Genomic DNA, 26,719 nt, shown 5'->3' with positions numbered 1-26,719 from the left:
GACCTGCACGGATGAGCGATGATCGATCGATTCCGTTTCCGGAGGCGCTCCGGAAACGACGAAAGCCGCCCTGGTGGGGCGGCTTTCGTCCGTTGTGTACGGGTTACGTACTGTTTCAGCGCTGCCGGAGCGCCTTCTTGATCGACTGCATGATCTCGTCCAGCGGCGCGTCCGTACGAGCCACCGCGACCAGTACCTCGTCGCTGGTGGAGACCGACGCGGCGGGCTTCGGCTCGGCGGTGCGCCCCGCCCCGATCCCGGAGCCGAAGGTGTCCCGGACGATCGCGAAGGCGTGGTCGAGCTGGGCCTCCACATCGCCCCGGCCGCCGGCCCGCAGCCAGCGCCGCAGCACGTGGTTGTGCGCGGTGACGACCGCGGAGGCGGCCACCTCGGCGAGCAGCGGGTCGTCGTTGCCGGCGTGGTGGTCCTTCTCGTCGAAGTGGCCGAGCAGATAGCGCGTGAAGAGCCGCTCGTAGCGGGCCACCGAGGCGATCTCCGCCTCCCGCAGGGTGGGCACCTCACGGGTCAGCTTGTAGCGCGCCACGGAGACCGAGGGGGAGGAGGCGTACATCTTCATGACCTCCTTGATCCCCCGGCACACCGTGTCCAGCGGATGCTCGTGCGGGGGCGCGGCGTTGAGCACCGCCTCGGCCCGTACGAGGGTGTCGTCGTGGTCGGGGAAGATCGCCTCTTCCTTGGAGCGGAAGTGGCGGAAGAAGGTGCGGCGGGCGACCCCGGCGCGGGCCGCGATCTCGTCGACCGTGGTGGCCTCGTACCCCTTGGCCGAGAAGAGCTCCATCGCCGCGGCCGCCAGCTCGCGGCGCATTTTGAGCCGCTGGGCGGCCGCGCGGCTGCCGGCGGCACTTTCCGGGGCGTCGGACGTGGCGGACGTTCGGGTCGGCCGTTTCGATGAGGCAGCGGGCTGGGGCATGGACCGAACGTACTGCATATGCGCAGGAAGTCGCGCTCGCGGGGGCGGACCGCCCGACGGATCGAGCAGGCCGCCCCAGCCCTCCCCCGGCCGGTGGACGGGGGAGCCCCACGGCTCAGCGCCGGGCATACTCGCGGAATCCACGGCCCGTCTTGCGGCCCAGGCACCCGGCCGCGACCAGGTGCTCCAGGAGCGGGGCGGGCGCGAGGCCCGGGTCGCGGAACTCGGCGTGCAGCACCTTCTCGATGGCCAGGGAGACGTCGAGGCCGACCACGTCGAGGAGTTCGAACGGACCCATCGGGTAGCCGCCGCCGAGCCGCATCGCGGCGTCGATGTCGTCGAGCGTGGCGTAGTGCTCCTGGACCATCTTGATCGCGTTGTTGAGGTACGGGAAGAGCAGCGCGTTCACGATGAACCCGGCCCGGTCCCCGCAGTCCACCGGGTGCTTGCGGATCTTCGCGGTGACCTCGCGGACGGTGGCGTGCACCTCGTCCGAGGTCAGGACCGTGCGGACCACCTCGACCAGCTTCATCGCGGGCGCCGGGTTGAAGAAGTGCATCCCGATGACGTCCTGCGGGCGCGAGGTGGCGCGGGCGCAGGCGACGACCGGCAGCGAGGACGTGGTGGTGGCGAGCACCGCACCCGGCTTGCAGATCTTGTCCAGGGAGGCGAACAGCTGCTGCTTGACCCCCAGGTCCTCGGCCACCGCCTCGACGGCCAGGTCCACCTCGGCGAATGCCTCAAGGGCCCCAGCCGGGGTGATGCGGGCGAGCGTCTCGTCGCGGGCCTCGGCCGTCATCCGGCCCTTGTCGACAGAGCGCGAAAGCGACTTGGCGATACGGGACTTGGCGGTCTCGGCCTTCTCCAGGCCGCGCGCGGCGAGCACCACGGCGTACCCGGCCTTGGCGAAGACCTCCGCGATGCCGGAGGCCATGGTCCCGGACCCGGCCACGCCGACCGAGCGGATCTCGCGGCCGACGCTCGTGCCCGCCGCGGTGGCGCGCGTCTGCGCGTCCGGCACCACGGCCGAGCTGCCCGGGCCCTCGTACGTGTAGAAACCGCGGCCCGCCTTGCGGCCGGTCAGGCCCGCCTCCGCGAGCTGGCCGAGGATGGGCGCGGGGGCGTGCAGCCGGTCCTGCGAGTCGGTGTACATCGCCTCAAGGACCGTACGGGCGGTGTCGATGCCGATGAGGTCGAGCAGTTCCAGGGGGCCCATCGGCAGTCCGCAGCCCAGCTTCATCGCGGCGTCGATGTCCTCGCGGGAGGCGTACTTCGACTCGTACATCGCGGCGGCCTGGTTGAGGTAGCCGAAGAGCAGCCCGTCCGCGAGGAAGCCCGGGCGGTCGCCGACCGCGACCGGCTCCTTGCCGAGGTCGAGGGCGAGCCGGGTGACCGCCTCCACGGCGGGCGGCGCGGTCAGCACCGAGGAGACCACCTCGACCAGCTTCATCGCCGGGGCCGGGTTGAAGAAGTGCAGACCCAGGACGCGCTCGGGGTGGGACGACTCGGCGGCGAGCCGGGTCACGGAGAGGGCGTTGGTGCCGGTCGCCAGGATCGTGGTGGGCGCGACGATGGCGTCGAGCGCGGCGAACACCTGCTGCTTGAGCTCGTACGACTCCGGCACGACCTCGATGACCAGGTCGGCGTCGGCCGCCGCCTGGAGGTCGGTGAAGGTGCGGAACCGGGCGAGGATGTCGCGCCGCTCCTCCTCGGTGATGCGCTCGCGGGCCACGGCCCGGGCGGTGGACGCCTCCAGGGAGGCCACGGCCCGGCGGGCGGCCTGCTCGCTGATGTCGATGCCGATGACCTCGCGGCCCGCGCGGGTGAGCACGTCGGCGATGCCGGTGCCCATGGTGCCGAGACCGACCACGGCGACGGTGTTCAGGGGGGTGTCCATCACGGGACTCCAGGGTGAGTGACGGCTGAGAAGAGGGCGCACGCGACCGGCATCCGGCTGTCGCGAGGCGTCAACGAAGACGCGGGTGCGCAGAGCGGCGCACGGCGTGCGGGAGATGTGTCGTGGTGGTGCTGAGGGCCGGCGGACCCGGTCCCGGGGCCACACCGTGAAACTGCCGAACCGACGAAACACTCGCGGTGGCTGCGTCACCAGGCCACCGGAGTTCGCGGGGGGTACCCGCTCACTTGAGATTAACTGGTGAGTAACGAGCGCGCCATAGGGCGGGGGTAAGGAGTCCATGTGATCTGGCTCGCCCCCGCTCCCGGCGGGACCCCTCCCCCTCCCGCGACGGGCCACTACGCTTCCCGCATGGACGAGGAGCTGCGGTCCCTGGCGGACCGGCTGCGGGGCGAGGCCAGGGCGTCGGACGCGGTGTCCGCGTACGAGCGGCTGCTCTCGACCCGGGACCAGGACGAGCTGGCGGCCGTGCTCACCGAGCGCGAACGGCCTCTGTGGGCACGGGAGATCGCGGCCTTCCGGCTCGGCTGCGCGGGGGACCGGCGCGCCTTCGAGTCGCTGGTGCTGCTGCTCAACCACCGGGACCCGGAGCGCTGTGTCTCCGCCGCGCACGCCCTGGCCCGGCTCGGCGACCCGCGCACGGCACGGGCGGCGGCCGCGCTCGCCACCAACCAGCTGCGCACCGCGTACGCCCTGCACCCGGTGCGGCTGCTCACCGCGCTGCGCGCCCCTGAGTCCGTACCGGCGCTGATCACCACCCTGCGGCCACTGCTCTCGCCCGACACCCCTTACTGGCGGGTGGCGCTGGCCTGTGTGGAGGGGCTGGGGGCGCTGGGCGACAAAAGGGCGGCCGAGGTCCTGGAGACGGCACTGGCCCGCCCGCGCCTCGCCTCGGCGGCCGCCGTGGCGCTCAGACGCATCACGTAACGCACCTCGGGCACCGCGACCCCGTCCACGACGAAGTCCTCCTCGGCGCCGTCCGGGGCGAAGCCTGCGCGCTCGTAGAACCGCCGGGCCCGGCCGTTGGCCTTGAGGACCCACAGCAGCAGGCGCGGACACCCGGCGTCGGCCGCGCGGGCGGTCAGCTCGGCCGTCAACAGCCGCCCGGCGCCCGTGGACCAGTGGTCCGGGCGCACATACAGGGCATACACCTCACCGTCGGCGGTCCGCCCGCCGCCGTCCTCCCGGTACGGCCCGAAGCACCCCCAGCCGATCACCTCGCCCGCCCGCTCCGCGACCACGTTGACGACCGAGCCGTCGCCATGGGCCAGCTGCTCCCGGCGGCGCTCGGCGTCCCGCTCCACGCTCAGGGCGTCCAGATGTGTCTGCGGCATCAGGCCCCGGTAGGCGGTGCGCCAGCCCTCGATACGGACGGCCGCGACCGCCTCGCAGTCGGCCTCGGCCATGTCCCGTACGCGCACAGGGGCGCTCACCGGTCGGCGATCACCGCGAACGCCTCGATCTCCATCAGGAGTTCGGGACGGAACAGCGACACGACCTGCACCGCCGAGCTGGCGGGGAGGCGGCCGCTGTCGAGGTGTTCGTCCCGCGCCTCGCGGATCGCGGGCAGATGGGCGATGTCGGTGACGAAGACGGTCAGCTTCACCACATCGTCGAAGGTCGCCCCGGCGGCCTCCAGGCAGCGGCGCAGATTCTCGAAGATCTGCCGCGCCTGCGCCACCGGGTCGCCCTCCCCGACCACGTTCCCCTTCTCGTCGAAGGCGCACTGGCCGGATATCGCGATGAACCGGCCGGTGCCCCAGACCACATGGCTGTAGTTGACGCCGGGTGCGACGCCGTCAGGGGTGGCGATGTGCGTGAGCGAAGTCATGCGCCCATCCTGAACCATGCCACTGACAATCGGGTGCCGGGTTCCGGTCAGAGCAGGGTGAGCTGGGTCGGACCGGCCGGTTCCGGCTCCACGCGCTGCGGAATGCGCCGGGCCGCGCCCCGGTGCGCCGGTCCGATGCCGAACTCGGTGGCCAGGTCGTGTACTTGGCGGGTGATCCGGCGCTGGTACCACTTCGGCGCGTACGCACCCTCCGCGTACAGCCGCTCGTACCGCCGCACCAGAGACGGATGGTGCTCGGCGAGCCACCCCATGAACCACTCGCGCGCCCCCGGCCGCAGATGCAGCACCAGGGGCGTCACCGAGGTCGCGCCAGAGGCGGCGATCGCGCGGACGGTGGCGCGCAGCTGGTCGGGGTGGTCCCCGAGGAAGGGGATGACCGGCGCCATCAGGACCCCGCAGCCGATGCCGTGCTCGGTCAGCGTCCGTACGGCGTCGAGGCGCCGCTCGGGCGCGGGCGTGCCCGGCTCGACCGTGCGCCACAGCGCGTCGTCCACGAACCCCACGGAGACGGAGATCCCGACGCGGGTGACTTCGGAGGCCTGCCGGAGCAGCTCCAGATCGCGCAGGATCAGCGTGCCCTTGGTGAGGATGGAGAACGGGTTGGCGTGGTCGCGCAGCGCCTCGATGATCCCCGGCATCAGCCGGTAGCGGCCCTCGGCGCGCTGGTAGCAGTCGACGTTGGTGCCCATGGCGATGTGCGCGCCCTGCCACCGCTTGGAGGAGAGGTGGCGGCGCAGCAGCTCGGGCGCGTTGACCTTGACGACGATCTGCGAGTCGAAGCCGAGCCCGGTGTCGAGGTCGAGATAGCTGTGCGTCTTGCGGGCGAAGCAGTACACGCACGCGTGCGTGCAGCCCCGGTACGGGTTGACGGTCCACTCGAACGGCATCCGGGACACCCCGGGCACCCGGTTGACGATCGAACGCGCGCGGACCTCGTGGAAGGTGACCCCGCGGAACTCGGGGGTGTCGAAGGTGCGGGTGACCACCGCGTCCGCGTCGAACAGCGCGGCCGTACCGGCCGCGCCCGGCCTGGGTGGATCGTTCTCGGCCAGATTGTCCCAGCGCATACACGCCTCCTCGGGCCTCTTCCGTAGCACTGACCTCAGAATAGAACATCTGTTCCCATGATCGCAGCAACCCCCGATTTGGGGGCCCGCACCGGAGGTGATTGGCTTTGCCCACCCCGAATCCGGGCGCACCCCCCGGATGTCACGAGTGCTGGAGGAAGAGCCATGGCGCAGGTCGAGGCCACCACGGAGCGGATCATCGCGGCGAGCCCGGAGACGGTGTTCGACACCGTGGCCGACTACAAGGACAGCCGCCCCAAGCTCCTGTCCGAGCACTTCAGCGAGTACCAGGTGCGCGAGGGCGGCGACGGCGAGGGCACCCTCGTCCACTGGAAGCTCCAGGCCACCAGCAAGCGCGTGCGCGACTGCCTGATGGAGGTCTCCGAGCCGACCGAGGGCCGGCTCGTCGAGAAGGACCGCAACTCGTCGATGGTCACCACCTGGACCGTCACCCCGGCCGGGGAGGGCCGCTCCAAGGTCGTCGTCACCACGGTGTGGAACGGCGCCGGCGGCATCGGCGGCTTCTTCGAGAAGACCTTCGCCCCCAAGGGCCTCAACCGCATCTACGACACGGTGCTCGACAAGCTCGCCGCCGAGGTCGAGAAGTAGGTCGGGAAGTAGGTCGAGAAGTAGGTCGGGAACTAGATCGAGGGATCGGCCGGGAAGGAGGCCGGGGCCGGCGGACAGCCCCTGCCCGTTCCCGGCCGCGGTCACCGGTTCGAGTGGTTTTCACGGCGCCCCGGTGGTGCGCCCGCGCGTCCCGGGCGGTGTGAAACACGCTGATGGGGCGGTGGACACGCGCCCCTCCAGGGCGAGTTGTGCGCCCCCGCCCCTCCTCTTCCGCTTGCTCCCTATTAGCTCCCGACGCGCAGTATGTACGCCGCGCAGGCGAATCAGGCGGCGCGGCGAGGGGAGCAGACGTGGGCGGGATCACTCTGGTGAAGGACCCGGCGCAGAACGGGCCTTCGGGGGAGCGGCGTTGGAGGCGGGCCGCGACGGAGCCGGCCCCGGAGTTCTCCGACGCGGTGCCGGTGGACGAACCGCCGGTCCCGGCGCCCGTGGACGGCCCGTACGGGGCCCCCGCGGGGCTCACCCCGCGCCGGGTGCGGCTGGTCTTCCTCGGCCTGATGCTCACCATGCTGCTCGCGGCGCTCGACCAGATGATCGTGGCGACCGCGCTGCCGAAGATCGTCGGCGATCTGCACGGCCTCGACAAGGTCTCCTGGGCGGTCACCGCCTATCTGCTGGCCTCCACCATCGGGCTGCCCATCTACGGCAAGCTCGGTGACCTGTTCGGCCGCAAGCCCGTCTTCCAGTTCGCCATCGTCGTCTTCGTGATCGGTTCGGCGCTGGCCGGCTGGTCACGGTCCATGGACGAGCTCATCGCCTTCCGCGCCGTCCAGGGAGTGGGCGGCGGCGGGCTCATGATCGGCGTGCAGGCGATCATCGCGGACATCGTGCCGCCCCGCGAACGCGGCCGCTTCATGGGCCTGATCGGTGCCGTCTACGGCCTGGCCTCCGTGGCCGGACCCCTGCTCGGCGGCTTCTTCACCGACCACGCCTCGTGGCGCTGGTGCTTCTACATCAACGTCCCCTTCGGCCTGGTCACCCTCATCGTCATCGCCGTCGTCCTCAAACTGCCCCGGCCCGCGGCCCGCCCCCGCCTGGACGTCCTCGGCTCGCTCCTCCTCGTCGCCGCCTCGACCTGCCTGGTGCTGCTGACCAGTTGGGGCGGTACGGAGTACGCCTGGGGCTCGCGCACCATCCTGGGGCTGGCCGCCGGAGCCCTCGGCACGGCCCTGCTCTTCGTCGTGGCCGAGAACTACGCGCGCGAACCGGTCATCCCGCTGCGGCTGTTCCGCGACTCCGTCTTCAACATCTCCGGTCTGGTCGGCGCGGTCATCGGCGTCGCGCTCTTCGGCGCGGCCAGCTATCTGCCGACCTTCCTCCAGATGGTGGACGGCGCCAGCGCCACCGAGTCCGGGCTCCTCGTCCTGCCCATGATGGGCGGCATCGTCGCCGCCTCGATCATCTCCGGGCAGCTCATCAGCCGCACCGGCCACTACAAGATCTACCCGGTGCTCGGCAGCGCCGCCTCGGCCGTCGGCATGTGGCTGCTCTCCCGGCTGAAGACCGACACCCCCCGGCTCGACTACAGCGTCTGGATGGCCGTCCTGGGCATCGGGATCGGCCTGGTGATGCCGGTACTCATCCTCGCCGTGCAGAACGCCGCCGACCCCGCCGACCTGGGCACCGCCACCAGCGCCAACAACTACTTCCGGCAGATCGGCGGCAGCGTGGGGGCCGCCGTCTTCGGCACCCTGTTCACCAACCGCCTCGCCCACTCCCTCACCGAGCAGTTCCCCGCGGGCGCCCGCCTCCCCGACCCCGAGTCGATCACCCCGCAGCTGGTCCACACCATGCCGCCCGCCCTGCGCGACGGCTACATCCGCGCGTACGCCGAGGCGATGCCGCGGATCTTCCTCTATCTGGTGCCGGTGCTCGTGCTCGGCCTCCTGCTCGCCTTCTTCCTCAAGGAGAAACCGCTGGTGTCCCAGAACGCCCCCACCGCCCCCGCCGCCGAACCGGCACCCGTGCCCCACGCCCGTACGTCCAACGCCCCGTACGCCAGCGGAGTTCCGGTCTGCGGAACGGTCCAGCACAGCGACGGGTCCACCGTGCCGCGCGCCGCGCTCACCCTCGTCGACGTGCGCGGGCAGCAGGTCGGGCGCGGCGGCAGCGGCGAGGACGGGCGGTACGCGCTGAGCGTGCCGGGAGCCGGCAGTTACGTCCTGATCGCGGCGGCCGGAGGACACCAGCCGCAGGCCGTCTCGGTGACCGTCGGCGAGCGCCCGGTCGAGCTCGACGTGGTCCTCGGCGGCGCCGGACGGCTCGCCGGTGTGGTGATCACGGCCGACGGCACCCCGGTCAGGGACGCCGCCGTCACGCTCACCGACGTACGCGGAGAGGTAGTCGCCAGCACCCGCAGCGGGCGCGAAGGTGCCTATGTGATCGGCGAGTTGGTGGCCGGCGAGTACACCCTGGCCGCCGGCGCGCCCGCCTTCAGGCCCGCCGCGCTCCCGGTGAGCGTCCAGTCCGCGCGCGAGACCCGGCAGGACATCGAGCTCGCGGGCGGCGCGGTGCTGCGCGGCACGGTCAGGGCCAGCGGCGGACGGCCGGTCGAGGACGCGCGTGTGACGCTGCTCGACGCCGGCGGGAACGTGGTGGACACCCTCACCACCGGCCCCGACGGCACCTTCCGCTTCGTCGACCTCTCGTCCGGCGAGTACACGGTGATCGCGGCCGGGTATCCACCGGTGGCCACGGTGCTCCAGGTCGCGGGCGGCGGACGCACCGAGCGCGACCTCCAGCTGGGCCACGAGGACTGACTATTCTTCAACCAATTGCCCAGTACACGTGGGCGCGCGCCCTATTCCGGCGTTGCCCCGCGCGGGGCCTGCGCATGGCCGTACGGTAGGTGGCACAGCCGCAGATCCTTGCGGCGGGGAAGGAGCCTCCACCCATGGACAGTGGCACTCCGCCGACGCTGCCGCGGCAGTCCGCCGTGGCCGGACGGATTCCGCTTGCCGTGATCGTCGTGGACGGCGACGGGCTGGTTTCGCACTGGTCGACCGGTGCGCGCCGGCTCTTCGGACCCGCCCGCGAGGAGGCGGTCGGCCGGTCCGCCCTCGATCTGCTGCCGGTCTCCGGCGCGCTGCGCGAGGACCGGCCCGGCGACGTCCTGCGGGAGCTGGACGCCTACGACACGTTCGGCCCGGGCCTGGACGCCTCGCTCAACGGCCTGACCTCGTACCCGACGGCTGGGCGAGCCACCCTCTCGGATGCCGGTCGGCCTCGCGTCGATGTGCTCTGGTGGGCGTATCCGCTGGTCGGGCCGGGCACCGAGCGGCTCCTGGTGCTGGCGGCGGACGCGCGGCAGCTGCATGCCGAGCACCCGGGGCCGGGCCGTGGTGCCGTGGAGCGGATAGCACCGGGCTTCGCGCTGCACACCGAGTTCCAGGGAGCCGAGGAGCTGGCCGGTCGGCTGCCCGAGATCCTGCCCAGCATGAGCGTCGGCGAGAGCTCCCGGATCGTCTCGCAGGTGCTCGAACTCGGCTATCCCGTCCTGGAGTTCAGCCAGCACGACCGGGTGCCCGTGACGCCCGACTGGGGTGTGCCCCGCCGGGCCGAGCGCAGGGCCGCCCAGGGCGGCGGGCAGGCACCGGCCGCCGCCGGCCTCGCGCCCGCTCCCGAGTTCGAGCAGGACCTCGAATACGCCGCCGTGCGCGAGCGGCTGGAGTTCCTCAACGAGGTCAGTGGCCGCATCGGTTCCTCCCTCGATCTGTCCCGGACGATCCACGAGGTGAGCGCCGCCGTGGTGCCGCGCTTCACCGATGTCGCGGGCACCTATCTGCGTGAACAGGTCATCGCCGGTGAGGGGTTCCCGGACGGGCCGCCGGACGAGACCACGATGTGGCACCGGGTCGCCGTCGAGCACGTCGACGCACCCGGGCGGTGGGACGACGTCGTACCGGTCGGCGAGTCCATGCCGTTCCCCGCGCACACCCCCTTCTTCCAGTGCATGACCTCCGGCGAGCCCGTGCTCGTCCCGCGCATCAGCGAGCAGATGGGCACCGCCATCGCCTCGCAGTTCGAAAAGCGCGACATCCGGCCTCTGATCAACGGCCGGTCGATGCTGGTGGTTCCCCTCAAGGCGCGCAATGTGGTGCTCGGCTTCATGATCCTGCTGCGCCACGCGGAGCGGGCCGAGTTCAACGACATGGACCGGGTGACCGGCGCCGAACTCGCCGCACGCGCAGGGCTCGTGCTCGACAACGCCCGGATGTACACGTACCAGGAGAGCGTCGCGGAGACCCTCCAGGACTCGATGCTGCCGCAGGTCACCCCTCGGATGACCGGCTGCGACACGGCGACGCGCTATCTGCCCGGCACCCTGCTCGGCCGGGTCGGCGGCGACTGGTTCGACTCGATCAAGCTGCCCGGCTCCCGGATCGCCCTCGTGGTCGGGGACGTCATGGGCCACGGCCTCAACTCTGCCGCGATGATGGGCCAGTTGCGCACCGCCGTACAGACCATGGCGGCCCTCGACCTGCCGCCCGCCCAGCTCCTGCGCAACCTGGACGACCTGGCCCAGCGGCTCGGCGAGCACTATCTGGCGACCTGTCTGTACGCGGTCTACGACCCCATCGAGGGCGAGCTCCTCATGGCCAACGCGGGCCATGTGCCCCCGGTACTGGTCCGCGCCGCCGACGGCCGCAGCGAGCTGCTCGACCTGCCGACCGGGGCGCCCATCGGCGTCGGCGGGGTGCCGTTCGAGACCGCGCGCGTACGCGTCGAGCCGGGCGACCGGCTGGTGATGTGCACCGACGGCCTGGTCGAGATGCGGGGCGAGGACATCGGCGTGGGGCTCGCGACGCTCTGCGAGTCGGCCGCGCACCCGGCCGCCTCCATGGACGACGCCTGCGACACGATAATCCGCGCCCTCAACACGCGGGGCGGGCGCAAGGACGACGTCGCCCTCCTGATGGCCCGGCTCAACGGCATCGCGCGCGAGGACGTCGCCGACTGGCCGCTCGCCATCGACGCGCGCGAGGTGGCCCGGGCCCGCCGCCTGGTCGGTGACCAGCTGCGCGACTGGGGCCTCGATGAGGTGGCGGAGACCGTGGAGCTGCTGGTCAGCGAGGTCGTCACCAATGCCGTACGGCATGCGCACAGCCACCAGGTGCGGCTGCGGATGGTGCGGGCCGAGTCACTGCGCTGTGAGGTGGTCGACGACGACCACACGCTTCCGATGCTGCTGCACGCCGGACCGCTCGATGAGGCCGGGCGCGGACTGCGGGTGGTGAGCCGGCTGGCCCGCGAGTGGGGGACCAGCCGTACGGGCGAGGGCAAGACCGTGTGGTTCGAGGTGTCGCTGCCGCGCAGGGGGCGCACGAGGCGCTGAACCGGCTCGAACGCGGGGTGAACGATCGCGCCGGGAGCTTGTCGGCGTGCCCCCGGAGCGATAGACCGATCTTGACACTGTGCGTGCCAGCCTGGGGAGTCGGTCATGAGCGTGACGAGTCGGTACAAGGACGCCTGGGAAGGGTTCTGGAACGAGGCGCCCGACGAGACGGGCGCGGTGTTCTGGGACGCCGAACCGGCCCTGACGGCGGGCCCCCACCTGGCGCTCTTCGAACCCCATCTGGCCGATCTGGCCCTGCCCATAGTCGACTTGGGATGCGGCAACGGCACCCAGGCCCGCTTCCTCGCCGACCGTTACGACAGCGTCGTCGGCGTCGACCTCTCGCCCGCCGCGGTGGAACGGGCCAGAAGCCAGGACCCGGACGGGCGGGTCCGGTTCGACCAGCTGGACGCGACCGACGAGAAGGCCGTCCAAAAGCTGCACGCGCGCCTCGGCGACGCCAATGTGTATGTGCGCGGGGTGCTCCACCAGTGCGAACCGGCCGACCGCCAGCCCCTGGCCGACGCCGTCGCCACGCTGGTGGGGACGCAGGGCCGGGCGTTCCTGGTGGAGCTCGCGGAGGCGGCGAAGCCGGTCCTGATGGGCCTCGTCCAGGACCCCGCAGGGGCGCCGCCGAAGCTCCGCCCCGTCTTCGCCCACGGCCTCACCCCGGGCGAGGTGGCCGACGCGGCCGTGCCCGCCCTGCTCGCCGCGGCCCGTCTCACGGTCGTGGCCCGCGGCGAACTGCCGCTGACCACGACCGAGTACCGGCCGGACGGCACCCGGATCGCGCTGCCCTCCAAGTGGTGGGTGGTGGGGCGCGCCGAGTGAGCCCGGAGGGCGGGTCAGGAGGCCCGCCGCGCCGGAGCGCGTGAGGTGTCCCTGCGCCGGCGCGGGGTCAGGAGTCCTTGCGCCGGCGCAGCAGCAGCACACCGCCGGCCAGGACGCCCGCCATGGAGACCGCCGCGACGGGCTGCGCCGCCGCGCCGAGGGCGAACGAGTCCTTCGACGGCGTGCCGCCGCCGTGCCCCTGGTGGCTGACGGTGGACTTGGACGCCCCCGCCTCGATGCTCTGCTTGCTGGGCGCGAGGGGCTGCGCGGCCGCCTGTGCGGCCTTGCCGTACACGACGTCCGAGCAACTGTAGAACGCCTCGGGGCTGTCGTTGCGCTGCCAGACCTTGTAGATGATGTGGCGGCCGGTGCGCGCGGGCAGGTTCCCGGTGAAGTTGTAGTAGCCGTCGGTGGAGGTCCTCGCCGTGGCGTACGTGGCGACCGGCTGGGCATCCAGGTCGGACCACTTCAGCGGCTTCGTCGGGTCGAAGCCCTCATTGGTGATGTAGAGCGTCATCGTCCCCGAATGCGGGGCCGTCACCCGGAACTTGAACCCGAAGGAGCCGGCCGAGACGCCGGTGGCCGGCCAGTCGGTGCGGGCCCAGTCCAGCGCGCGGTACTTCTCGCGGTTGGCCGAGCACAACCTGCCGTCGGGGATGAGCTGTTGATGGTGCCCGTCGGCATTGGCGATGTTGACCTCGTTCCAGTCGTAGAGCGGCTGGGTGCCGGAGTCGGCGACCAGGTCCTTGCACACCCCCGACTTGGGGGTCTCGGGGCCTTCCGCGTAACAGGCGGCGACCCGGCTGACCGGGTTGAACACGGCGCCGTGCGCGGCGGCGGGCGAGCCGGCGACGGAGAGCAGTGACGTGGACGCCACACCGAGAACACCGAGCGAGGCTGCTGTGCGTCGTACGGACATGTGGGGGCTCCTTCTCAGCTGGTTCGGACCAGAGGCTGGCATTGGTCTGGACCAACATGCAAGAGGTCTGCACCAATTGGCTGGTCCACGAACCGTCGGCGGAGGCGCCCGAGGACACGCGCCCGGGGTTTTCCACAGGGCTGGTGAGGGCGTTCCGCGACGCGTACGGTTTCGTGGCATGAAGATCCTCATCAGCGCCGACATGGAGGGCGCGACCGGTGTCACCTGGCCCGCCGATGTGCTGCCGGGCACCCCGCAGTGGGAGCGCTGCCGCGCCCTGTTCACGTCCGATGTGAACGCGGCGGCGCTGGGCTTCTTCGACGGCGGCGCCGACGACGTCCTCATCAACGAGGCGCACTGGTCCATGCGCAATCTGCTGCTGGAGCGACTGGACGAGCGCGTGGAGATGCTCACCGGCCGGCACAAGTCGCTGTCCATGGTCGAGGGCGTGCAGCACGGTGACGTGGACGGGATCGCGTTCGTCGGCTACCACACGGGCGCGGGCACCGAAGGGGTGCTGGCGCACACCTATCTCGCCAACTCCATCACGGGCGTCTGGCTGAACGGGGCCCGGGCGAGCGAGGGTCTGCTCAACGCGCACGTGGCCGCGGAGTACGGGGTGCCGGTGGTCCTGGTCACCGGCGACGACCTGACCTGCACGGACGCGGAGGGGTACGCACCGGGGGCGCACAAGGTGGCGGTCAAGGACCACGTCTCGCGGTACGCGGCGGTGTGCCGCACCCCCGCGCGCACGGCCGCCGACATCAGGGCAGCCGCCAAGTTGGCCGCAGGCCTGGCGGTGCGTCACGACCCGGCGCGCGGCGGGCCGTTCACCGTCGAGCTCGAATTCGACGCGGAGCACCTGGCGATGGCCGCCACGGTGGTCCCCGGCGCCGAGCGGACCGGGGAGCGCCGCGTCGCCTACACCAGCGACACCATGTACGACGGCATCCGCACCTTCAAGGCGGTCACCACGATCGTCTCGGCCGCGGTGGAGGAGCAGTATGGCTGAGCACATCGACGGGCGGGCGCTGGACGAAGTGGTGACCTTCACCTCGGAGCTCATCCGGATCGACACCACCAACCGCGGCGGCGGGGACTGCCGCGAGCGCCCCGCCGCCGAGTACGTGGCGGAGCGGCTGGCCGACACCGGTCTGGAGCCCACCCTCCTGGAGCGGACGCCGGGTCGCACCAACGTGGTGGCGCGCATCGAGGGCACCGACCCCTCCGCCGACGCCCTCCTGGTCCACGGCCACCTCGACGTGGTGCCCGCCGAGCCCGCCGACTGGACCGTGCACCCCTTCTCCGGGGAGGTCCGCGACGGCGTGGTGTGGGGGCGCGGCGCAGTGGACATGAAGAACATGGACGCGATGGTCCTCGCGGTCGTACGGGCCTGGGCGCGCGCGGGCGTCCGCCCCCGCCGGGACATCGTCATCGCGTACACCGCCGACGAGGAGGCCAGCGCGATCGACGGATCCGGCTTCCTCGCCGACCACCACCCCGGCCTGTTCGAGGGGTGCACCGAAGGCATCAGCGAATCCGGCGCGTTCACCTTCCACGCGGACCGCGGCATGGAGCTCTACCCGATCGCGGCGGGCGAGCGCGGCACCGGCTGGCTGAAGCTCACCGCGCACGGCCGGGCGGGCCACGGCTCCAAGGTGAACCGGGCCAACGCCGTCAGCCGCCTGGCCGCGGCGATCGCCCGGATCGGGGAGCACCAGTGGCCGGTCCGCCTCACCCCGACCGTCCGGGCGGCCCTGGCCGAACTCGCCGCGCTGTACGGGATCGACGCCGACCCGGCCGCTCCCGGCTTCGACGTGGACGAGCTCCTCGGCAAGCTGGGCCCGGCCGCCGCCCTGGTCGAGCCGACCGTGCGCAACAGCTCCAACCCGACGATCCTGGAAGCCGGTTACAAGATCAATGTGATTCCGGGGCATGCCACCGCGTATGTGGACGGGCGGGTCCTGCCGGGCGGCGAGGACGAGTTCCGCGACACGCTCGACCGGCTCACCGGCCCGGACGTCGACTGGGAGTTCCACCACAAGGAGGTCGCCCTCCAGGCCCCGGTCGACTCCCCGACGTACGCCAAACTGCGCGCCGCCGTAGAGAAGTTCGCCCCCGAGGGGCATGTCGTGCCGTACTGCATGTCCGGCGGCACCGACGCCAAGCAGTTCTCCCGGCTCGGCATCACCGGCTACGGCTTCTCGCCGCTGAGACTGCCGCCCGGCTTCGACTACCAGGCGCTGTTCCACGGCGTCGACGAACGGGTCCCGGTGGACGCGCTCCACTTCGGCGTGCGCGTCCTCGATCACTATCTGCGCTCCGCGTAGGGGGAGTTGGAAGACATGGTGCCCATCGGGCCTTACGGAACCTGGCCGTCACCCATCGACGCCGAGCTCGCCGCCAGCCGCGACGGGGCGCCCGACTTCGTCGGAGTCGTCGGCGAGGAGGTGTGGTGGACCGAGCCGCGCCCCACCGAGGGCGGCCGCCGCGCCCTGGTCCGGCGCCGGGCGGACGGCGCCGCGCAGTCGCTGCTGCCCGCGCCGTGGAACGTACGGACCCGGGTCATCGAGTACGGCGGCCGGCCCTGGGCCGCCGTCCCGCGCGGCTCCGGGGGCCCGCTCGTGGTCTTCGTCCACTTCCCCGACCAGTGCCTGTACGCGTACGAGCCGGACGGCGCAGGAGAGCCGCGGCCGCTCACCCCGCTCTCGGCGGTGGGGGAGGGGCTGCGCTGGGCCGACCCGGTGCTCGTGACCGGGCGGGGCGAAGTCTGGTGCGTCCTTGAGGAGTTCACCGGCGACGCGCCCACCGATGTGCGCCGGGTGCTCGCGGCCGTGCCCCTGGACGGCTCGGCGGCCGAGGACCGCGGCCGGGTGCGTGAGCTGTCCGACGGGCGGCACCGCTTCGTCACCGGCCCCCGGCTCTCCCCGGACGGCTCCCGCGCGGCCTACCTCGCCTGGGACCACCCGAACATGCCGTGGGACGGCACCGAGCTGATCCTCGCGGACATCGGCGACGACGGGGTCTTCGAAGGGGCGCGGCCGGTCGCGGGCGGGCCCGGCGAGTCCGTCGCCCAGGTCGAGTGGGCGCCCGACGGCCGGCTGCTCTTCTCCTCCGACCGCACCGGCTGGTGGAACCTCTACCGCGCCGACCCTGCCCCCGGGGTCCCGCCCTCCTCCCACCCGGCGGACCGCGAAGGCGATGCGGTGCCGCTCTGCCCGCGCGAGGAGGAGTTCGGCGGGCCGCTCTGGCAGCTCGGCCGCCGCTGGTTCCACCCGCTGGAGAACGGTCTGATCGCCGTGGTCCACGGCAGGGGTGCGACCGCGCTCGGCATCCTAGACCCGGAGAGCGGCGAGGTCGTGGACGCGGCCGGGCCCTGGACCGCCTGGCACTGCACGCTCGCGGTGCACGGCAGCAGGGTCGTCGGCGTCGCCGCGAGCCCGCGCACGGCGGCCGAGGTCGTCGAGCTGGACACCCGCTCGGGCCGCACCCGCGTCGTAGGGCGCGACCACGACGACCCGGTGGACCCCGCGTACTACCCGGAGCCGCAGATCCGTACCTTCACCGGTCCGGGCGGCCGCGACATCCACGCCCTGGTCTATCCGCCGCACCACCCCGACCGGGTGGCGCCCGCCGACGAGCTCCCGCCGTACGTGATCTGGGCGCACGGCGGCCCGACCAGCCAGGTCCCGCTCGTCCTCGACCTGGAGATCGCCTACTTCACCTCGCGCGGCATCGGCGTCGCCGAGGTCAACTACGGCGGCTCGACGGGCTACGGGAGGGAGTACCGCGACCGGCTGCGCGAGCAGTGGGGCGTCGTCGACGTCGAGGACTGCGCGGCCGTGGCCCGGGCGCTCGCCGACGAGGGCACCGCCGACCCCCGGCGGCTCGCGATCCGGGGCGGCAGCGCGGGCGGCTGGACCTCGGCGGCCTCGCTCGCCACCACCGATGTCTACGCCTGCGGCACCGTGATCTACCCGGTCCTCGACCTCACCGACTGGTCGTCGGACGACGGCACGCACGACTTCGAGTCGCAGTACATGGAGTCCCTCATCGGGCCCCTCGCCGACCTCCCCGGCCGGTACGCGGAGCGCTCGCCGATCAACCACGCGGAGCGGATCAGCGTGCCGTTCCTGCTGCTCCAGGGACTCGACGACGTGATCTGCCGGCCCGTACAGTGCGAACGGTTCCTGGCCAGAACGACGGGCCGCGGCATACCGCACGCGTACATCGCCTTCGAGGGCGAGGGACACGGCTTCCGCCGGGCGGACACCATGGTCCGCGCCCTGGAGGCCGAACTCTCCCTGTACGCCCAGACGTTCGGCATCGACCGGCCCGACGTCCCCCTCCTGGAGCTGAAGAAGTGACCTCGACGCACCACGCCCCCACCCCGCTCACCCGGCCCTCCCGGCTGCGGCCCGGCGCCCGGGTGGCGGTGGTCGCCACCAGTGGGCCGGTGGTGGGGGAGCGGCTCGACACGGGTCTGGACATCCTGCGCGGCTGGGACCTCGAACCGGTCGTGATGCCCCATGTCCGTGACCGGCACCCGGAGTTCCGCTATCTCGCGGGCAGCGACGAGGGCCGGGCGCGAGACCTCCAGGAGGCGTGGTGCGACCCGTCCGTCGACGCGGTGCTCTGCGCACGCGGTGGCTACGGCGCCCAGCGCATGGTGGACCTGCTCGACTGGAGCGCGATGCGCGCCGCCGGGCCCAAGGTGTTCGTCGGCTACAGCGACGTGACCGCGCTGCACGAGGCGTTCGCGGTACGGATGGGGCTCTCCACCCTGTACGGGCCGATGGTGTCGGCCGAGACGTTCCTCAAGGACGACCCGACCCAGCGCTCGCTGCGCACCACGCTCTTCGAGCCCGAGGCGGCCCTCACCCTCGGCCCGGCGGGCGCGCGCCCGATGGTGCCCGGCCGGGCCCGTGGGGTCACCGTGGGCGGCTGCCTCGCCCTGCTCGGCGCCGGCCTCGCCACCCCGCACGCCAGGACGTCGGCGCGCGGTGGACTGCTGCTGATCGAGGACGTCGGCGAGCAGGACTACCAGATCGACCGCATCCTCACCCAGCTGCTGCGCTCGGGATGGCTGGAGGGGGTCGCCGGGGTGGCGCTCGGCTCCTGGGAGGAGTGCGGGCCGTACGAGAAGCTGCGGGCCGTGCTGTACGACCGGCTCGTCCCGCTCGGGGTGCCGGTGGTCGAGCACTTCGGCTTCGGCCACTGCACCCCCTCGCTGACCATGCCGCTCGGGGTGCCCGCGGTGCTCGACGCCGACGCGGGCACGCTCACGCTGGAGGTGCCCGCGTTGGTGTAGCGCGTACGCGACGGAGGCGTACGCCGTCCGCTACAGGGCGGCGTAGCCCGGGCGGATCAGCTCGTCGATGATGCGGCGGCGCTCCGGCAGCGGCAGGAACGCGGCCTCCACGGCGGCGACGGTGAACTGCTCGAACACCTCGGGCCCGTAGCCGAAGGCGTCCACCATGTGCTGGAACTCCTCGCTCATGGTGGTGCCGGAGACCAGCCGGTTGTCGGTGTTGAGGGTGACCCGGAAGCCGAGGCGGCGCAGCAGGTCGATCGGGTGCGAGGCGTAGTCCTTGGCCGCGCCCGTCTGGAGGTTGGAGGTCGGGCAGACCTCCAGCGCGACGCGGTTGTCGCGCAGGTAGGAGGCGAGGTGGCCGAGGTCGGCCGTGCCGTCCTCGTGCACCGTGATGTCGTCGGTGATCCGCACGCCGTGGCCGACGCGCTCGGCGCCGCAGATCTGCACGGCCTCGTGGATCGACTCCGCGCCGACGGCCTCGCCCGCGTGGATGGTGAAGTGGCAGTTCGACCGCTTCAGGTGCTGGAAGGCGGGGAGGTGGCGGGCCGGCGGGTTGCCGATCTCGCCGCCCGCGATGTCGAAGCCGGCCACTCCGCGGTCGCGGTGGGCCACGGTGAGCTCGGCGATCTCCAGGGAGCGGTCGGTGTGGCGCATCCCGGTGAGCAGGGCGCGGACGGTGATCCGGCCGCCGGTGCGGAGCTCGCCCTCGCGGAACCCGGCGTTCACCGCGTCGACGACCTCGTCGAGGGTGAGCCCGCGCTCCAGGTGCTGCTCGGGCGCGTACCGCACCTCCGCGTAGACGACCCCGTCCGCCGCCAGGTCCTCGGCACACTCCGCCGCGATCCGCTCCAGCGCCTCGCGGGTCTGCATCACCGCGCAGGTGTGGGCGAAGGTCTCCAGATAGCGCTCAAGGGAGCCGGAGTCGGCCGCGTCGCGGAACCAGACCGCGAGCGCCGCCGGGTCCTCGGTCGGCAGGCTCTCGTAGCCGCACGCGCGGGCCAGCTCGACGATCGTGGCGGGGCGCAGACCACCGTCGAGGTGGTCGTGGAGGACGGCCTTGGGCGCGCGGCGTATCCAGTCGGCGACGGGCTGGGCGGCGAGGTTGTCAGACAAGTGCATGACCGGGGAGTGTACAGCCTCGGCCGCTGGCGCTAGGAGCTCTGCAGTACGGGCAGCGCCGGGGCCCCGGTCGGCAGCATGTGCTTGGCGGCGAGGACGGGGGTGCCCTCCACCCGTACGACCTGCGTGATCAGTACGGCGGGGGTGTCGGCCGGGCGGTCCAGCTGCTCGCCCCGGCGGCGTCCGAGCAGGGTCGCCGTGACCCCGCTGTGCGCGGTCAGCGGCACGCCCCGGGAGGCGTCCGTCAGCACCGCGAGCATCGAGCGGGCGGGCTCGTCGGCCAGGGCGGCGGCGAACGCCGGGTGCAGCCGTTCGAGCACGTCCTGGGGAGCGGCCCACTCATGGCAGAGCGCCACCGCCAGCGCCTCCCCGACCAGCACCGTCTCCCAGAACCGCAGCTCCGCACCGGCGGCGGGGAGCAGATGCTGGGTGGTGAAGTCGGTCGGCTCCTCGACGCTGCGCAGCAGGGCCCGCACCCGTACCGGGCCGCCCGTGCCGAGCAGCTCCTCCAGCGGCTGGAGCTGCTCGAAGCCGCGCCGGGGCGGGTGGTCGTTGACGGTCCGCCCCACACCCCGGCGCACCGAGAGCAGCCCGTCCTCCTGGAGGAGCAGCAGCGCCTCGCGCAGCGCCGGGCGGCTCACCCCCAGCTCGCCCGCGAGCCTGGGCTCCGAGGGCAGGGTGGAGCCCGGCGGATAGGTGCCGTCGTGGATCGCGTCGGCGATCCGCTCGTACAGGGCGACGACCGGCCTGCGCTGCTGTCCGCTGACTGCCATGGCGCAAGCATGGCCCGGCCGCCACTTGTCTGACAAGGCGGGCTCGGGTGTGCGGCGGCCCCGGGCCGGGCCCGGATGCCCGGCTCACCCGTACGGCCCGCTTCGAGGCACCTTCCCGTACGGGACCCGTCCATCCTGTACGGAAGGGGTGCCACCACCCCTCGACGGCACGCACGCCGGTACCACCCCCAGAAAGGGCCGGGTCATGAGCCCCAAGGACGCGCCGGGCGGGATGAAGGGCGGCACGGGGTTCGGGGGCGCCCTCACGCCGTCACGGATCGCGGTCGTCACGATCGCGGTCCTCGCCCTGATCTTCATCTTCGAGAACACCCGCCAGGTCAGGATCCGGCTGCTGATCCCCGAGGTCTCCATGCCGCTCTGTCTGGCGCTGCTCGCGGTGTTCGTGGTCGGGGTGATCTGCGGCGGCTACTTCATCCGCCGGCGGGGCAAATGATCGGCAACTCCCGGTATATCGTGGCTGGTTGAGACGACACACGGCACGGACGAGGAGTGCGAGCATGAAGTTCAAGGCCACGGTCATCCCGTCCGGGAACGCGCTGGGCGTCGAGGTGCCGCAGGAGGTCGTCGACGAGCTCGGGCAGGGCAAGCGGCCCCCGGTGGTCGTCGCGATCAACGGCCACTCCTGGCGCACCAGGGTCGCCGCCATGCGCGGCCAGATCCTCATCGGCATCAGCGCGGCCAACCGGGAGGCGAGCGGGGTCGACCTGGGCGAGGAGATCGAGGTCGACCTCCAGCTCGACGACGAGCCGCGTGTGGTGGAGGCACCGGACGACCTCGCGGCCGTGCTCGACGCGGACCCCGCGCTGCGCGGGGCGTACGAGCGGATGGCCTTCAGCCTCAAGCGCAAGCAGGTCGGGGAGATCGAGAGCGCCAAGAGCCCCGAGACGCGGCAGCGGCGCATCGACAAGCTGGTCGGGTCGCTCAGGGGCAAGTAACGCCGGCTGCGACTGCCCCCGGCTCCGCCCGCCCTTCGCACTCCCACGTCCGCACGGGGACCCGGATGTCCCCCCGCCGGGCCCGCCCTCTCTCCCGGCGCCCGCCGGCCCCGTACCCTGACCCGGTGCCCGACAAGATCACGTACCTGGCCGAGGGCCCCCGCGTGGGCATCCGGCACTTCACGCAGGACGACGCGGGGGAGTTCACCGCGCTCGCGCGGGAGAGCCGGTCCCTGCACGCGCCGTGGCTCTTCCCGCCGACCGACCCCGACGCGTACGCGACGTACGCGGGGCGGCTGATGGAGGACCCGGCCCGGTACGGGTTCCTGGTGTGCACGCGGGCGGACGACCGGATCGCCGGGTTCATCAACATCAACAACGTCGTCCAGGGCGCGTTCCTGAGCGGGGCGCTCGGCTACGGCGCCTTCGCGCACGCCGCCGGGCGCGGGCTGATGGGCGAAGGGCTGGACCTGGTCACCCGGTACGCGTTCGCCACGCTCGGCCTGCACCGCCTGGAGGTGAACATCCAGCCCGGCAACGTCGCCTCCGTCGGCCTGGTGCGCCGCGCCGGATACCGACTGGAGGGTTTCTCGCCGGACTTCCTCTTCATCGACGGCGCCTGGCGCGACCACGAACGCTGGGCGATCACGGCGGAGATGGTCGAGCCGCGCTGATTCCCGCCGGGCGGATGCCTTTGCGCAATCCTGACCAGGGGATGCTCTGGTCAGTGCGGCGCGCGCCGTGTTCCATGGTCACGGGGCGGCCGCAAGGACGGGGTGGCCGACCGCGCGAGGGAATGAGGTTGTCTTGGCCACGACCGTGCGACGTTCCGTACTGACCCTGCCCGCCGCCCCGTTGGGGCAGCCCAACCCGCTGCCCGCGCTGCGGCCGCTCGACGAGATGCACGCCCTCGACGAGAGCGCCCGCGAAGGCCTGCCGCGCGACATGGCCCGGCAGATCGGCTACGAGCCGCTGGAGACGGTCCTCCCGGTACGGATCCTCGACGGCTACGGCCGTGAGCGCACCCCCACCGAGCTGGACACCCTCGTCCTGGAGAACTCCCGGCTGCGCGTCACCGTACTGCCCGGCCTCGGGGGCCGGATCCGCTCCCTCTTCCACAAGCCGACCGGGCGTGAACTCCTCTACGTCAACCCCGTGTTGCAGCCCGCCGACTTCGCCCTGAACGGCGCCTGGTTCTCCGGCGGGATCGAGTGGAACATCGGCGCCACCGGCCACACCGCCCTCTCCTGCGCGCCGGTGCACGCGGCCACCGTCCCGGCCCCCGACGGCGGCGAGATGCTGCGCCTGTGGGAGTGGGAGCGGCTGCGCGACCTGCCGTTCCAGGTGGACCTCTGGCTGCCCGAGGACTCCGACTTCCTGTACGTGGGTGTACGCGTCCGCAACCCGCACGAGCGGACCGCGCCCGTCTACTGGTGGTCCAACATCGCCGTGGAGGAGGGCGAGCGCACCCGCGTCCTCGCCCCTGCCGACCGGGCCTGGTACTTCGGATACGCGCGCACGCTGCGGCAGGTGCCGGTCCCCGGGTGGGACGGCGCCGACCGTACGTATCCGCTGCGCGGCGAGTATCCCGCCGACTACTTCTACGAGGTGCCCGACGGCGCCCGCCGCTGGATCGCCTCGCTCGACGCCTCCGGGCAGGGCCTGGTCCAGACGTCGACCGATCTGCTGCGGGGGCGCAAGCTGTTCCTGTGGGGCTCGGGCCGGGGCGGGCGGCGCTGGCAGGAGTGGCTGACCGAGCCCGGGACCGCCGGCTACGCGGAGATCCAGGCGGGTCTGGCGCGCACCCAGCTGGAGCACGTTCCGCTGGAGGCGGGCGCGGAGTTCGCCTGGCTGGAGGCGTACGGCCCGCTCGCCGCCGCGCCCGAGCCCGTGCACGGCGACGACTGGCCGGCGGCGCGCGGCGAGGTGGCGGGGCGGCTGGAGGCGGTACTGCCGCGTGAGCGCGTCGAGGAGGCGTACGCGGCCTGGCGCCCGTACGCCGACACCGAGCCCACCGAGTCGCTGGCCACCGGGTCCGGGTGGGGCGCGCTCGAAGTGCTGCGGGGGAGCCTGAAGCTGCCGGGGACGCCGTTCGCCGAGGCCACGCTCGGCGAAGAGCAGGCGCCCTGGCTGGAGTTGTTGCACGCCGGGGCGCTGCCCGAGCCGCGCCGGGTCGTCCCGCCCGGGCCGACCCTGGTGGCCCCGCACTGGCGCGACATGCTGGAGACGGCGCCCGCCTCCCCGCTCACCGAGTACCACCTCGGGGTCGCGCAGTGGCACGCGGGCGACCGGGCGCAGGCGGTACGCAGCTGGGAGCGCGGGCTTCCGCTCGCCCCCTCGCGCTGGCCGCTGCTGCGCTGCCTGGCCGTCGCGGACCGGCTCGCGGGCAACACGGACCGGGCCGCCTCGCTGTACGCGGAGGCGTTCGACGACCTGTGCGCGGAGAGGCGGGACGGGGAGCGCTGGGTTGCGGCGACCGCCGCGCTGGGGCGGGAGGCGATCGGGGCGCTGCTCGGCGCGGGGCGCCCGGCGGATGCCCGCGCGGTGTGGGGCCGGCTCCGGCCCCCTGTGCAGGGGCGTGGTGCGTTTCGGCTTCTGGAGGCGCGACTCCTGCTCGCCGAGGGGGACTTGGCGGGGGCGCGAGCTGTCTTCGACGAGGGTTTCGAAGTGGCTGATCTGCGTGAAGGCGCGGAGATACTGGGCGAGGTGTGGGCCCGGATCACGGATGAGCCGTTGCCGGAACGGTATGACTACCGGATGCGGCCGGAGACGCTCTAGGGGGCGCGGTTTTCGGGTGCGGACCGTGGTGGGCTGGTCGCGCCCACGCGGCGGAGCCGCACGATGTCACAGCCCCGCGCCCCTGAAGGGGCGCCCCGCGGGGGGGGCGCATCCCCCGGAACTACCCCCTGTGGTCCACGTACTCGAACACCGCGCCGTCCGGGTGTACCGCGATCAGATTGCGGCCCACCGGGGTGGGGACCGGGCCCGCGATGACGCGGGCGCCCACCCCGGTGAGGGTGCGGTAGGCGTCGTCGACGTCCTTGACGGCGATCGTGGCCGAAACCTTGCGCAGGATCTCCAGCTCCGACTCCGGACCGCTCATCAGCAGGAAGCAGCCGACCGCGGCGACCGACACTCCGCCGCGTTCGAAGCGCAGGGCTTTGCTTCCGGTGAGGCGTTCGTAGAAGACCACCGAGGTCTCCAGATCGTCGACGCAGATGCGCAGTGTCGTTCCGAGGATCTCCATACCCACGAGCCTAGTTGGTGACGGTCACACGCGGCAGAGGATCTCGCCGTGGGGGACCATGAACCACGCGTCGTCGTCGGCGCCCCACGTCCGCCACCCCTCGGCGATCGCCGCGAGGGCTGCCTCGGTGGCGTGTCCTCCGTCCACCGCGAGCCGCGCGTACGAGGACGCCACCGTGCGGTCCGCCCACAGTCCGCTCCACCAGGCGCGCTCGTCGGGTGTGGCGAAACACCAGGTCGAGGCGGTGGAGGCAATGTCGGTGAACCCGGCCTCGCGCGCCCAGGACCGCAGCCGCCGCCCGGCGTCCGGCTCGCCGCCGTTGGCCCGGGCGACCCGGTGGTACAGCTCCAGCCACCCGTCCAGGGCCGGGACTTCGGGGAACCAGGTGAAGGCGCCGTAGTCGCTGTCGCGCACCGCGACCAGACCGCCGGGCCGGGTGACCCGGCGCATCTCGCGCAGCGCCTGGACGGGGTCGCCCACGTGTTGCAGCACCTGGTGGGCGTGGACGACGTCGAAGGAGTCGTCGGGGTGGTCGAGGGCGTGGACGTCCGCGACGGCGAACGCCATGTTGAGCTGCCCGCGCTCCCCGGCGTACGCGCGCGCCTGCTCGACGATGCCGGGCGCCGCGTCGACGGCGGTGACCTGGCCGTCCGGGACCAGTGCGGCCAGGTCGGCGGAGATGGTGCCGGGTCCGCAGCCGATGTCCAGGACCCGGGCGTCCGGCTTGAGTTCACCGATGAGGTACGCGGCGGAGTTGGCGGCGGTGCGCCAACTGTGCGAGCGCAGTACGGACTCGTGGTGGCCGTGGGTGTAGACGGCGGTCTCCTTCGGCATGACCGGCTCCCTCTCTCGACGTTCTCGCGGTGGGTACGGCCACCGTACGCCGCCGTGTCGGATGCTGAGACCTGCGTTTCGCCATATGGACAGCGCGGGTCCGCCCGCCGGGCGCGCTCCGGGGCAGCCGCGCGCCGTCGAGTCGCCACTACCGCCGGGGGTGGAACAAGCCGTAGCGTCGGGTGCGTTACCCCTGCCGAGCAAGAATGATCACTTGGGAGGGCATCATGGGTGAGGTATCGATCCGGTACGTGGGCGGGCCGACCGCCGTCGTGGACATCTGCGGCTTCCGGCTGGTCACCGACCCGACCTTCGACGCCCCGGGCGACTATCCGATCGGCGACCGCAAGCTGGTCAAGACGGCCGGACCCGCGGTCGAGGCCGACGAGACCGGGGCCGTGGACGCGGTGCTGCTCTCACACGACCAGCACCCCGACAACCTGGACGAGTCGGGGCGCGCCTACCTGGCCCGGGTGCCGCTCGTCCTGTCGACGCCCGCCGCGCACGGCAGGCTCGGGGACGCCGTGACGGCGCTGCCCAACTGGGAGACGTACGAGCTCGGCGAGCGGCTGCGGATCACTGGTGTGCCCGCGCTGCACGGGCCCGAGGGCGCCGAGGCACTGGCCGGCGAGGTCACCGGCTTCGTCCTGCACGGCGACGCGGTGCCGACCGTCTACGTCAGCGGCGACAACGCCTCGCTGGACCACGTCCGCGCGGTGGCCGAGCGGTTCGGCCCGGTCGACGTGGCCGTGCTCTTCGCCGGGGCCGCGCGCACCCCGCTCTTCGACGGCGCCCCGCTGACCCTGACCAGCGAGGCCGCCGCCGAGGCCGCCCAGATCCTGGGTGCCCGCCATGTGGTGCCGCTCCACTTCGAGCACTGGGGCCACTTCAGCGAGGGCGCGGACACCCTGACCGAGGCTTTCGCCGCCGCCGGGCTCAGCGAGCGGCTGCGGCTGCTGAAGCCCGGGGCGACCTTCACGGACTAGGACAGGTCCT

23 protein-coding genes and 1 pseudogene are annotated in these 26,719 nt (G+C 72.6%); 14 read left to right on the top strand and 10 right to left on the bottom strand.

The features are described 5' to 3' along the window. Positions 1–115 precede the first annotated feature (115 nt). Complete coding sequence (locus tag ACFWA7_RS03205) at positions 116–931, bottom strand: TetR family transcriptional regulator (RefSeq protein WP_385533119.1); 816 nt, start codon at positions 929–931, stop codon at positions 116–118. Positions 932–1,046: 115 nt separating this feature from the next. Then, complete coding sequence (locus tag ACFWA7_RS03200) at positions 1,047–2,828, bottom strand: 3-hydroxyacyl-CoA dehydrogenase family protein (RefSeq protein ID WP_385820531.1); 1,782 nt, start codon at positions 2,826–2,828, stop codon at positions 1,047–1,049. Between the two features lie 369 nt (positions 2,829–3,197). On the opposite strand from ACFWA7_RS03200, the gene ACFWA7_RS03195 reads away from it, so the two are divergent. Continuing rightward, positions 3,198–3,773 (top strand): adenylosuccinate lyase, encoded by a 576-nt coding sequence (locus ACFWA7_RS03195; protein ID WP_385820529.1) that lies wholly within the window; start codon positions 3,198–3,200, stop codon positions 3,771–3,773. A gap of 80 nt (positions 3,774–3,853) precedes the next feature. Here ACFWA7_RS03195 and ACFWA7_RS03190 read toward each other — a convergent pair. From ACFWA7_RS03190 to ACFWA7_RS03180, 3 genes and pseudogenes are all read right to left on the bottom strand, one after another. After that, positions 3,854–4,252 (bottom strand): annotated as a pseudogene (locus ACFWA7_RS03190) (GNAT family N-acetyltransferase); the annotation flags it as partial. 23 nt (positions 4,253–4,275) lie between these two features. Continuing rightward, positions 4,276–4,677, bottom strand: a complete 402-nt coding sequence (locus ACFWA7_RS03185) for a RidA family protein (protein WP_385533127.1) — start codon at positions 4,675–4,677, stop codon at positions 4,276–4,278. Positions 4,678–4,724: 47 nt separating this feature from the next. After that, entirely contained in the window at positions 4,725–5,765 is a 1,041-nt protein-coding gene (locus ACFWA7_RS03180) for an Rv2578c family radical SAM protein (RefSeq protein ID WP_385820527.1), read from the bottom strand. A 165-nt stretch (positions 5,766–5,930) separates the two neighbouring features. Here ACFWA7_RS03180 and ACFWA7_RS03175 point away from each other — a divergent pair, with 165 nt between their 5' ends. The 4 genes from ACFWA7_RS03175 to ACFWA7_RS03160 all read left to right on the top strand — a co-directional run bounded on the left by ACFWA7_RS03175 (position 5,931) and on the right by ACFWA7_RS03160 (position 12,561). After that, positions 5,931–6,374, top strand: a complete 444-nt coding sequence (locus ACFWA7_RS03175; protein WP_385533133.1) for an SRPBCC family protein — start codon at positions 5,931–5,933, stop codon at positions 6,372–6,374. A 311-nt stretch (positions 6,375–6,685) separates the two neighbouring features. Continuing rightward, on the top strand, positions 6,686–9,154 hold the full coding sequence (locus ACFWA7_RS03170) for an MFS transporter (RefSeq protein ID WP_385533136.1): 2,469 nt from the start codon (positions 6,686–6,688) through the stop codon (positions 9,152–9,154). A 134-nt stretch (positions 9,155–9,288) separates the two neighbouring features. Next, positions 9,289–11,730, top strand: a complete 2,442-nt coding sequence (locus tag ACFWA7_RS03165; protein WP_385533138.1) for a SpoIIE family protein phosphatase — start codon at positions 9,289–9,291, stop codon at positions 11,728–11,730. 105 nt (positions 11,731–11,835) lie between these two features. Beyond that, on the top strand, positions 11,836–12,561 hold the full coding sequence (locus ACFWA7_RS03160; RefSeq protein ID WP_385533140.1) for a class I SAM-dependent methyltransferase: 726 nt from the start codon (positions 11,836–11,838) through the stop codon (positions 12,559–12,561). A 67-nt stretch (positions 12,562–12,628) separates the two neighbouring features. On the opposite strand, the gene ACFWA7_RS03155 is transcribed toward ACFWA7_RS03160, so the two are convergent. Next, positions 12,629–13,480 carry a lytic polysaccharide monooxygenase gene (locus ACFWA7_RS03155; protein ID WP_385820525.1) on the bottom strand — a complete coding sequence of 284 codons (852 nt, stop codon included), beginning with the start codon at positions 13,478–13,480 and terminating at the stop codon, positions 12,629–12,631. Between the two features lie 178 nt (positions 13,481–13,658). Here ACFWA7_RS03155 and ACFWA7_RS03150 point away from each other — a divergent pair, with 178 nt between their 5' ends. From ACFWA7_RS03150 to ACFWA7_RS03135, 4 genes are read left to right on the top strand one after another with little or no spacing between them, the layout of a single operon-like run. After that, positions 13,659–14,492, top strand: coding sequence for a M55 family metallopeptidase (locus ACFWA7_RS03150; protein ID WP_385820523.1), 834 nt, complete (start codon positions 13,659–13,661; stop codon positions 14,490–14,492). Further along, positions 14,485–15,810 carry a M20/M25/M40 family metallo-hydrolase gene (locus ACFWA7_RS03145; RefSeq protein ID WP_385533149.1) on the top strand — a complete coding sequence of 442 codons (1,326 nt, stop codon included), beginning with the start codon at positions 14,485–14,487 and terminating at the stop codon, positions 15,808–15,810. Before ACFWA7_RS03150 ends, ACFWA7_RS03145 begins: the two co-directional genes overlap by 8 nt. A 15-nt stretch (positions 15,811–15,825) precedes the next feature. Next, on the top strand, positions 15,826–17,847 hold the full coding sequence (locus ACFWA7_RS03140; RefSeq protein ID WP_385820521.1) for a prolyl oligopeptidase family serine peptidase: 2,022 nt from the start codon (positions 15,826–15,828) through the stop codon (positions 17,845–17,847). Continuing rightward, positions 17,844–18,791 (top strand): LD-carboxypeptidase, encoded by a 948-nt coding sequence (locus ACFWA7_RS03135; protein ID WP_385820519.1) that lies wholly within the window; start codon positions 17,844–17,846, stop codon positions 18,789–18,791. The genes ACFWA7_RS03140 and ACFWA7_RS03135 overlap by 4 nt, the downstream gene beginning before the upstream one ends. 30 nt (positions 18,792–18,821) lie before the next feature. Here ACFWA7_RS03135 and ACFWA7_RS03130 read toward each other — a convergent pair whose 3' ends face one another. Continuing rightward, positions 18,822–19,913: an adenosine deaminase gene (locus tag ACFWA7_RS03130; protein ID WP_385533158.1), complete on the bottom strand. Its 1,092-nt coding sequence runs from the start codon at positions 19,911–19,913 to the stop codon at positions 18,822–18,824. A 32-nt stretch (positions 19,914–19,945) separates the two neighbouring features. Next, positions 19,946–20,686 (bottom strand): GntR family transcriptional regulator, encoded by a 741-nt coding sequence (locus ACFWA7_RS03125; protein WP_385820517.1) that lies wholly within the window; start codon positions 20,684–20,686, stop codon positions 19,946–19,948. 205 nt (positions 20,687–20,891) lie between these two features. Here ACFWA7_RS03125 and ACFWA7_RS03120 point away from each other — a divergent pair, with 205 nt between their 5' ends. From ACFWA7_RS03120 to ACFWA7_RS03105, 4 genes are all read left to right on the top strand, one after another. Beyond that, complete coding sequence (locus ACFWA7_RS03120; RefSeq protein WP_385533164.1) at positions 20,892–21,140, top strand: lipopolysaccharide assembly protein LapA domain-containing protein; 249 nt, start codon at positions 20,892–20,894, stop codon at positions 21,138–21,140. A gap of 64 nt (positions 21,141–21,204) precedes the next feature. Beyond that, positions 21,205–21,642 (top strand): YdeI/OmpD-associated family protein, encoded by a 438-nt coding sequence (locus tag ACFWA7_RS03115; RefSeq protein ID WP_385820514.1) that lies wholly within the window; start codon positions 21,205–21,207, stop codon positions 21,640–21,642. A 65-nt stretch (positions 21,643–21,707) separates the two neighbouring features. After that, entirely contained in the window at positions 21,708–22,316 is a 609-nt protein-coding gene (locus tag ACFWA7_RS03110; protein ID WP_385533170.1) for a GNAT family N-acetyltransferase, read from the top strand. Between the two features lie 133 nt (positions 22,317–22,449). Then, entirely contained in the window at positions 22,450–24,420 is a 1,971-nt protein-coding gene (locus tag ACFWA7_RS03105) for a DUF5107 domain-containing protein (protein WP_385820512.1), read from the top strand. Between the two features lie 121 nt (positions 24,421–24,541). On the opposite strand, the gene ACFWA7_RS03100 is transcribed toward ACFWA7_RS03105, so the two are convergent. Both ACFWA7_RS03100 and ACFWA7_RS03095 read right to left on the bottom strand, forming a co-directional pair. Then, positions 24,542–24,889 (bottom strand): VOC family protein, encoded by a 348-nt coding sequence (locus tag ACFWA7_RS03100; RefSeq protein WP_385533176.1) that lies wholly within the window; start codon positions 24,887–24,889, stop codon positions 24,542–24,544. A 24-nt stretch (positions 24,890–24,913) separates the two neighbouring features. Next, positions 24,914–25,723 (bottom strand): class I SAM-dependent methyltransferase, encoded by an 810-nt coding sequence (locus ACFWA7_RS03095; RefSeq protein ID WP_385533179.1) that lies wholly within the window; start codon positions 25,721–25,723, stop codon positions 24,914–24,916. A 227-nt stretch (positions 25,724–25,950) separates the two neighbouring features. Between ACFWA7_RS03095 and ACFWA7_RS03090 the strand changes: the two genes are divergently transcribed. Continuing rightward, on the top strand, positions 25,951–26,709 hold the full coding sequence (locus tag ACFWA7_RS03090) for an MBL fold metallo-hydrolase (RefSeq protein WP_385820510.1): 759 nt from the start codon (positions 25,951–25,953) through the stop codon (positions 26,707–26,709). Positions 26,710–26,719 lie beyond the last annotated feature (10 nt).

It is taken from the genome of Streptomyces sp. NPDC059994, from assembly GCF_042737755.1.
In the GTDB taxonomy this organism is placed as follows: Bacteria; Actinomycetota; Actinomycetes; order Streptomycetales; family Streptomycetaceae; genus Streptomyces.
Note: the sequence above shows the minus strand (reverse complement) of the source record. Positions and strands in the feature narration are given on the sequence as shown.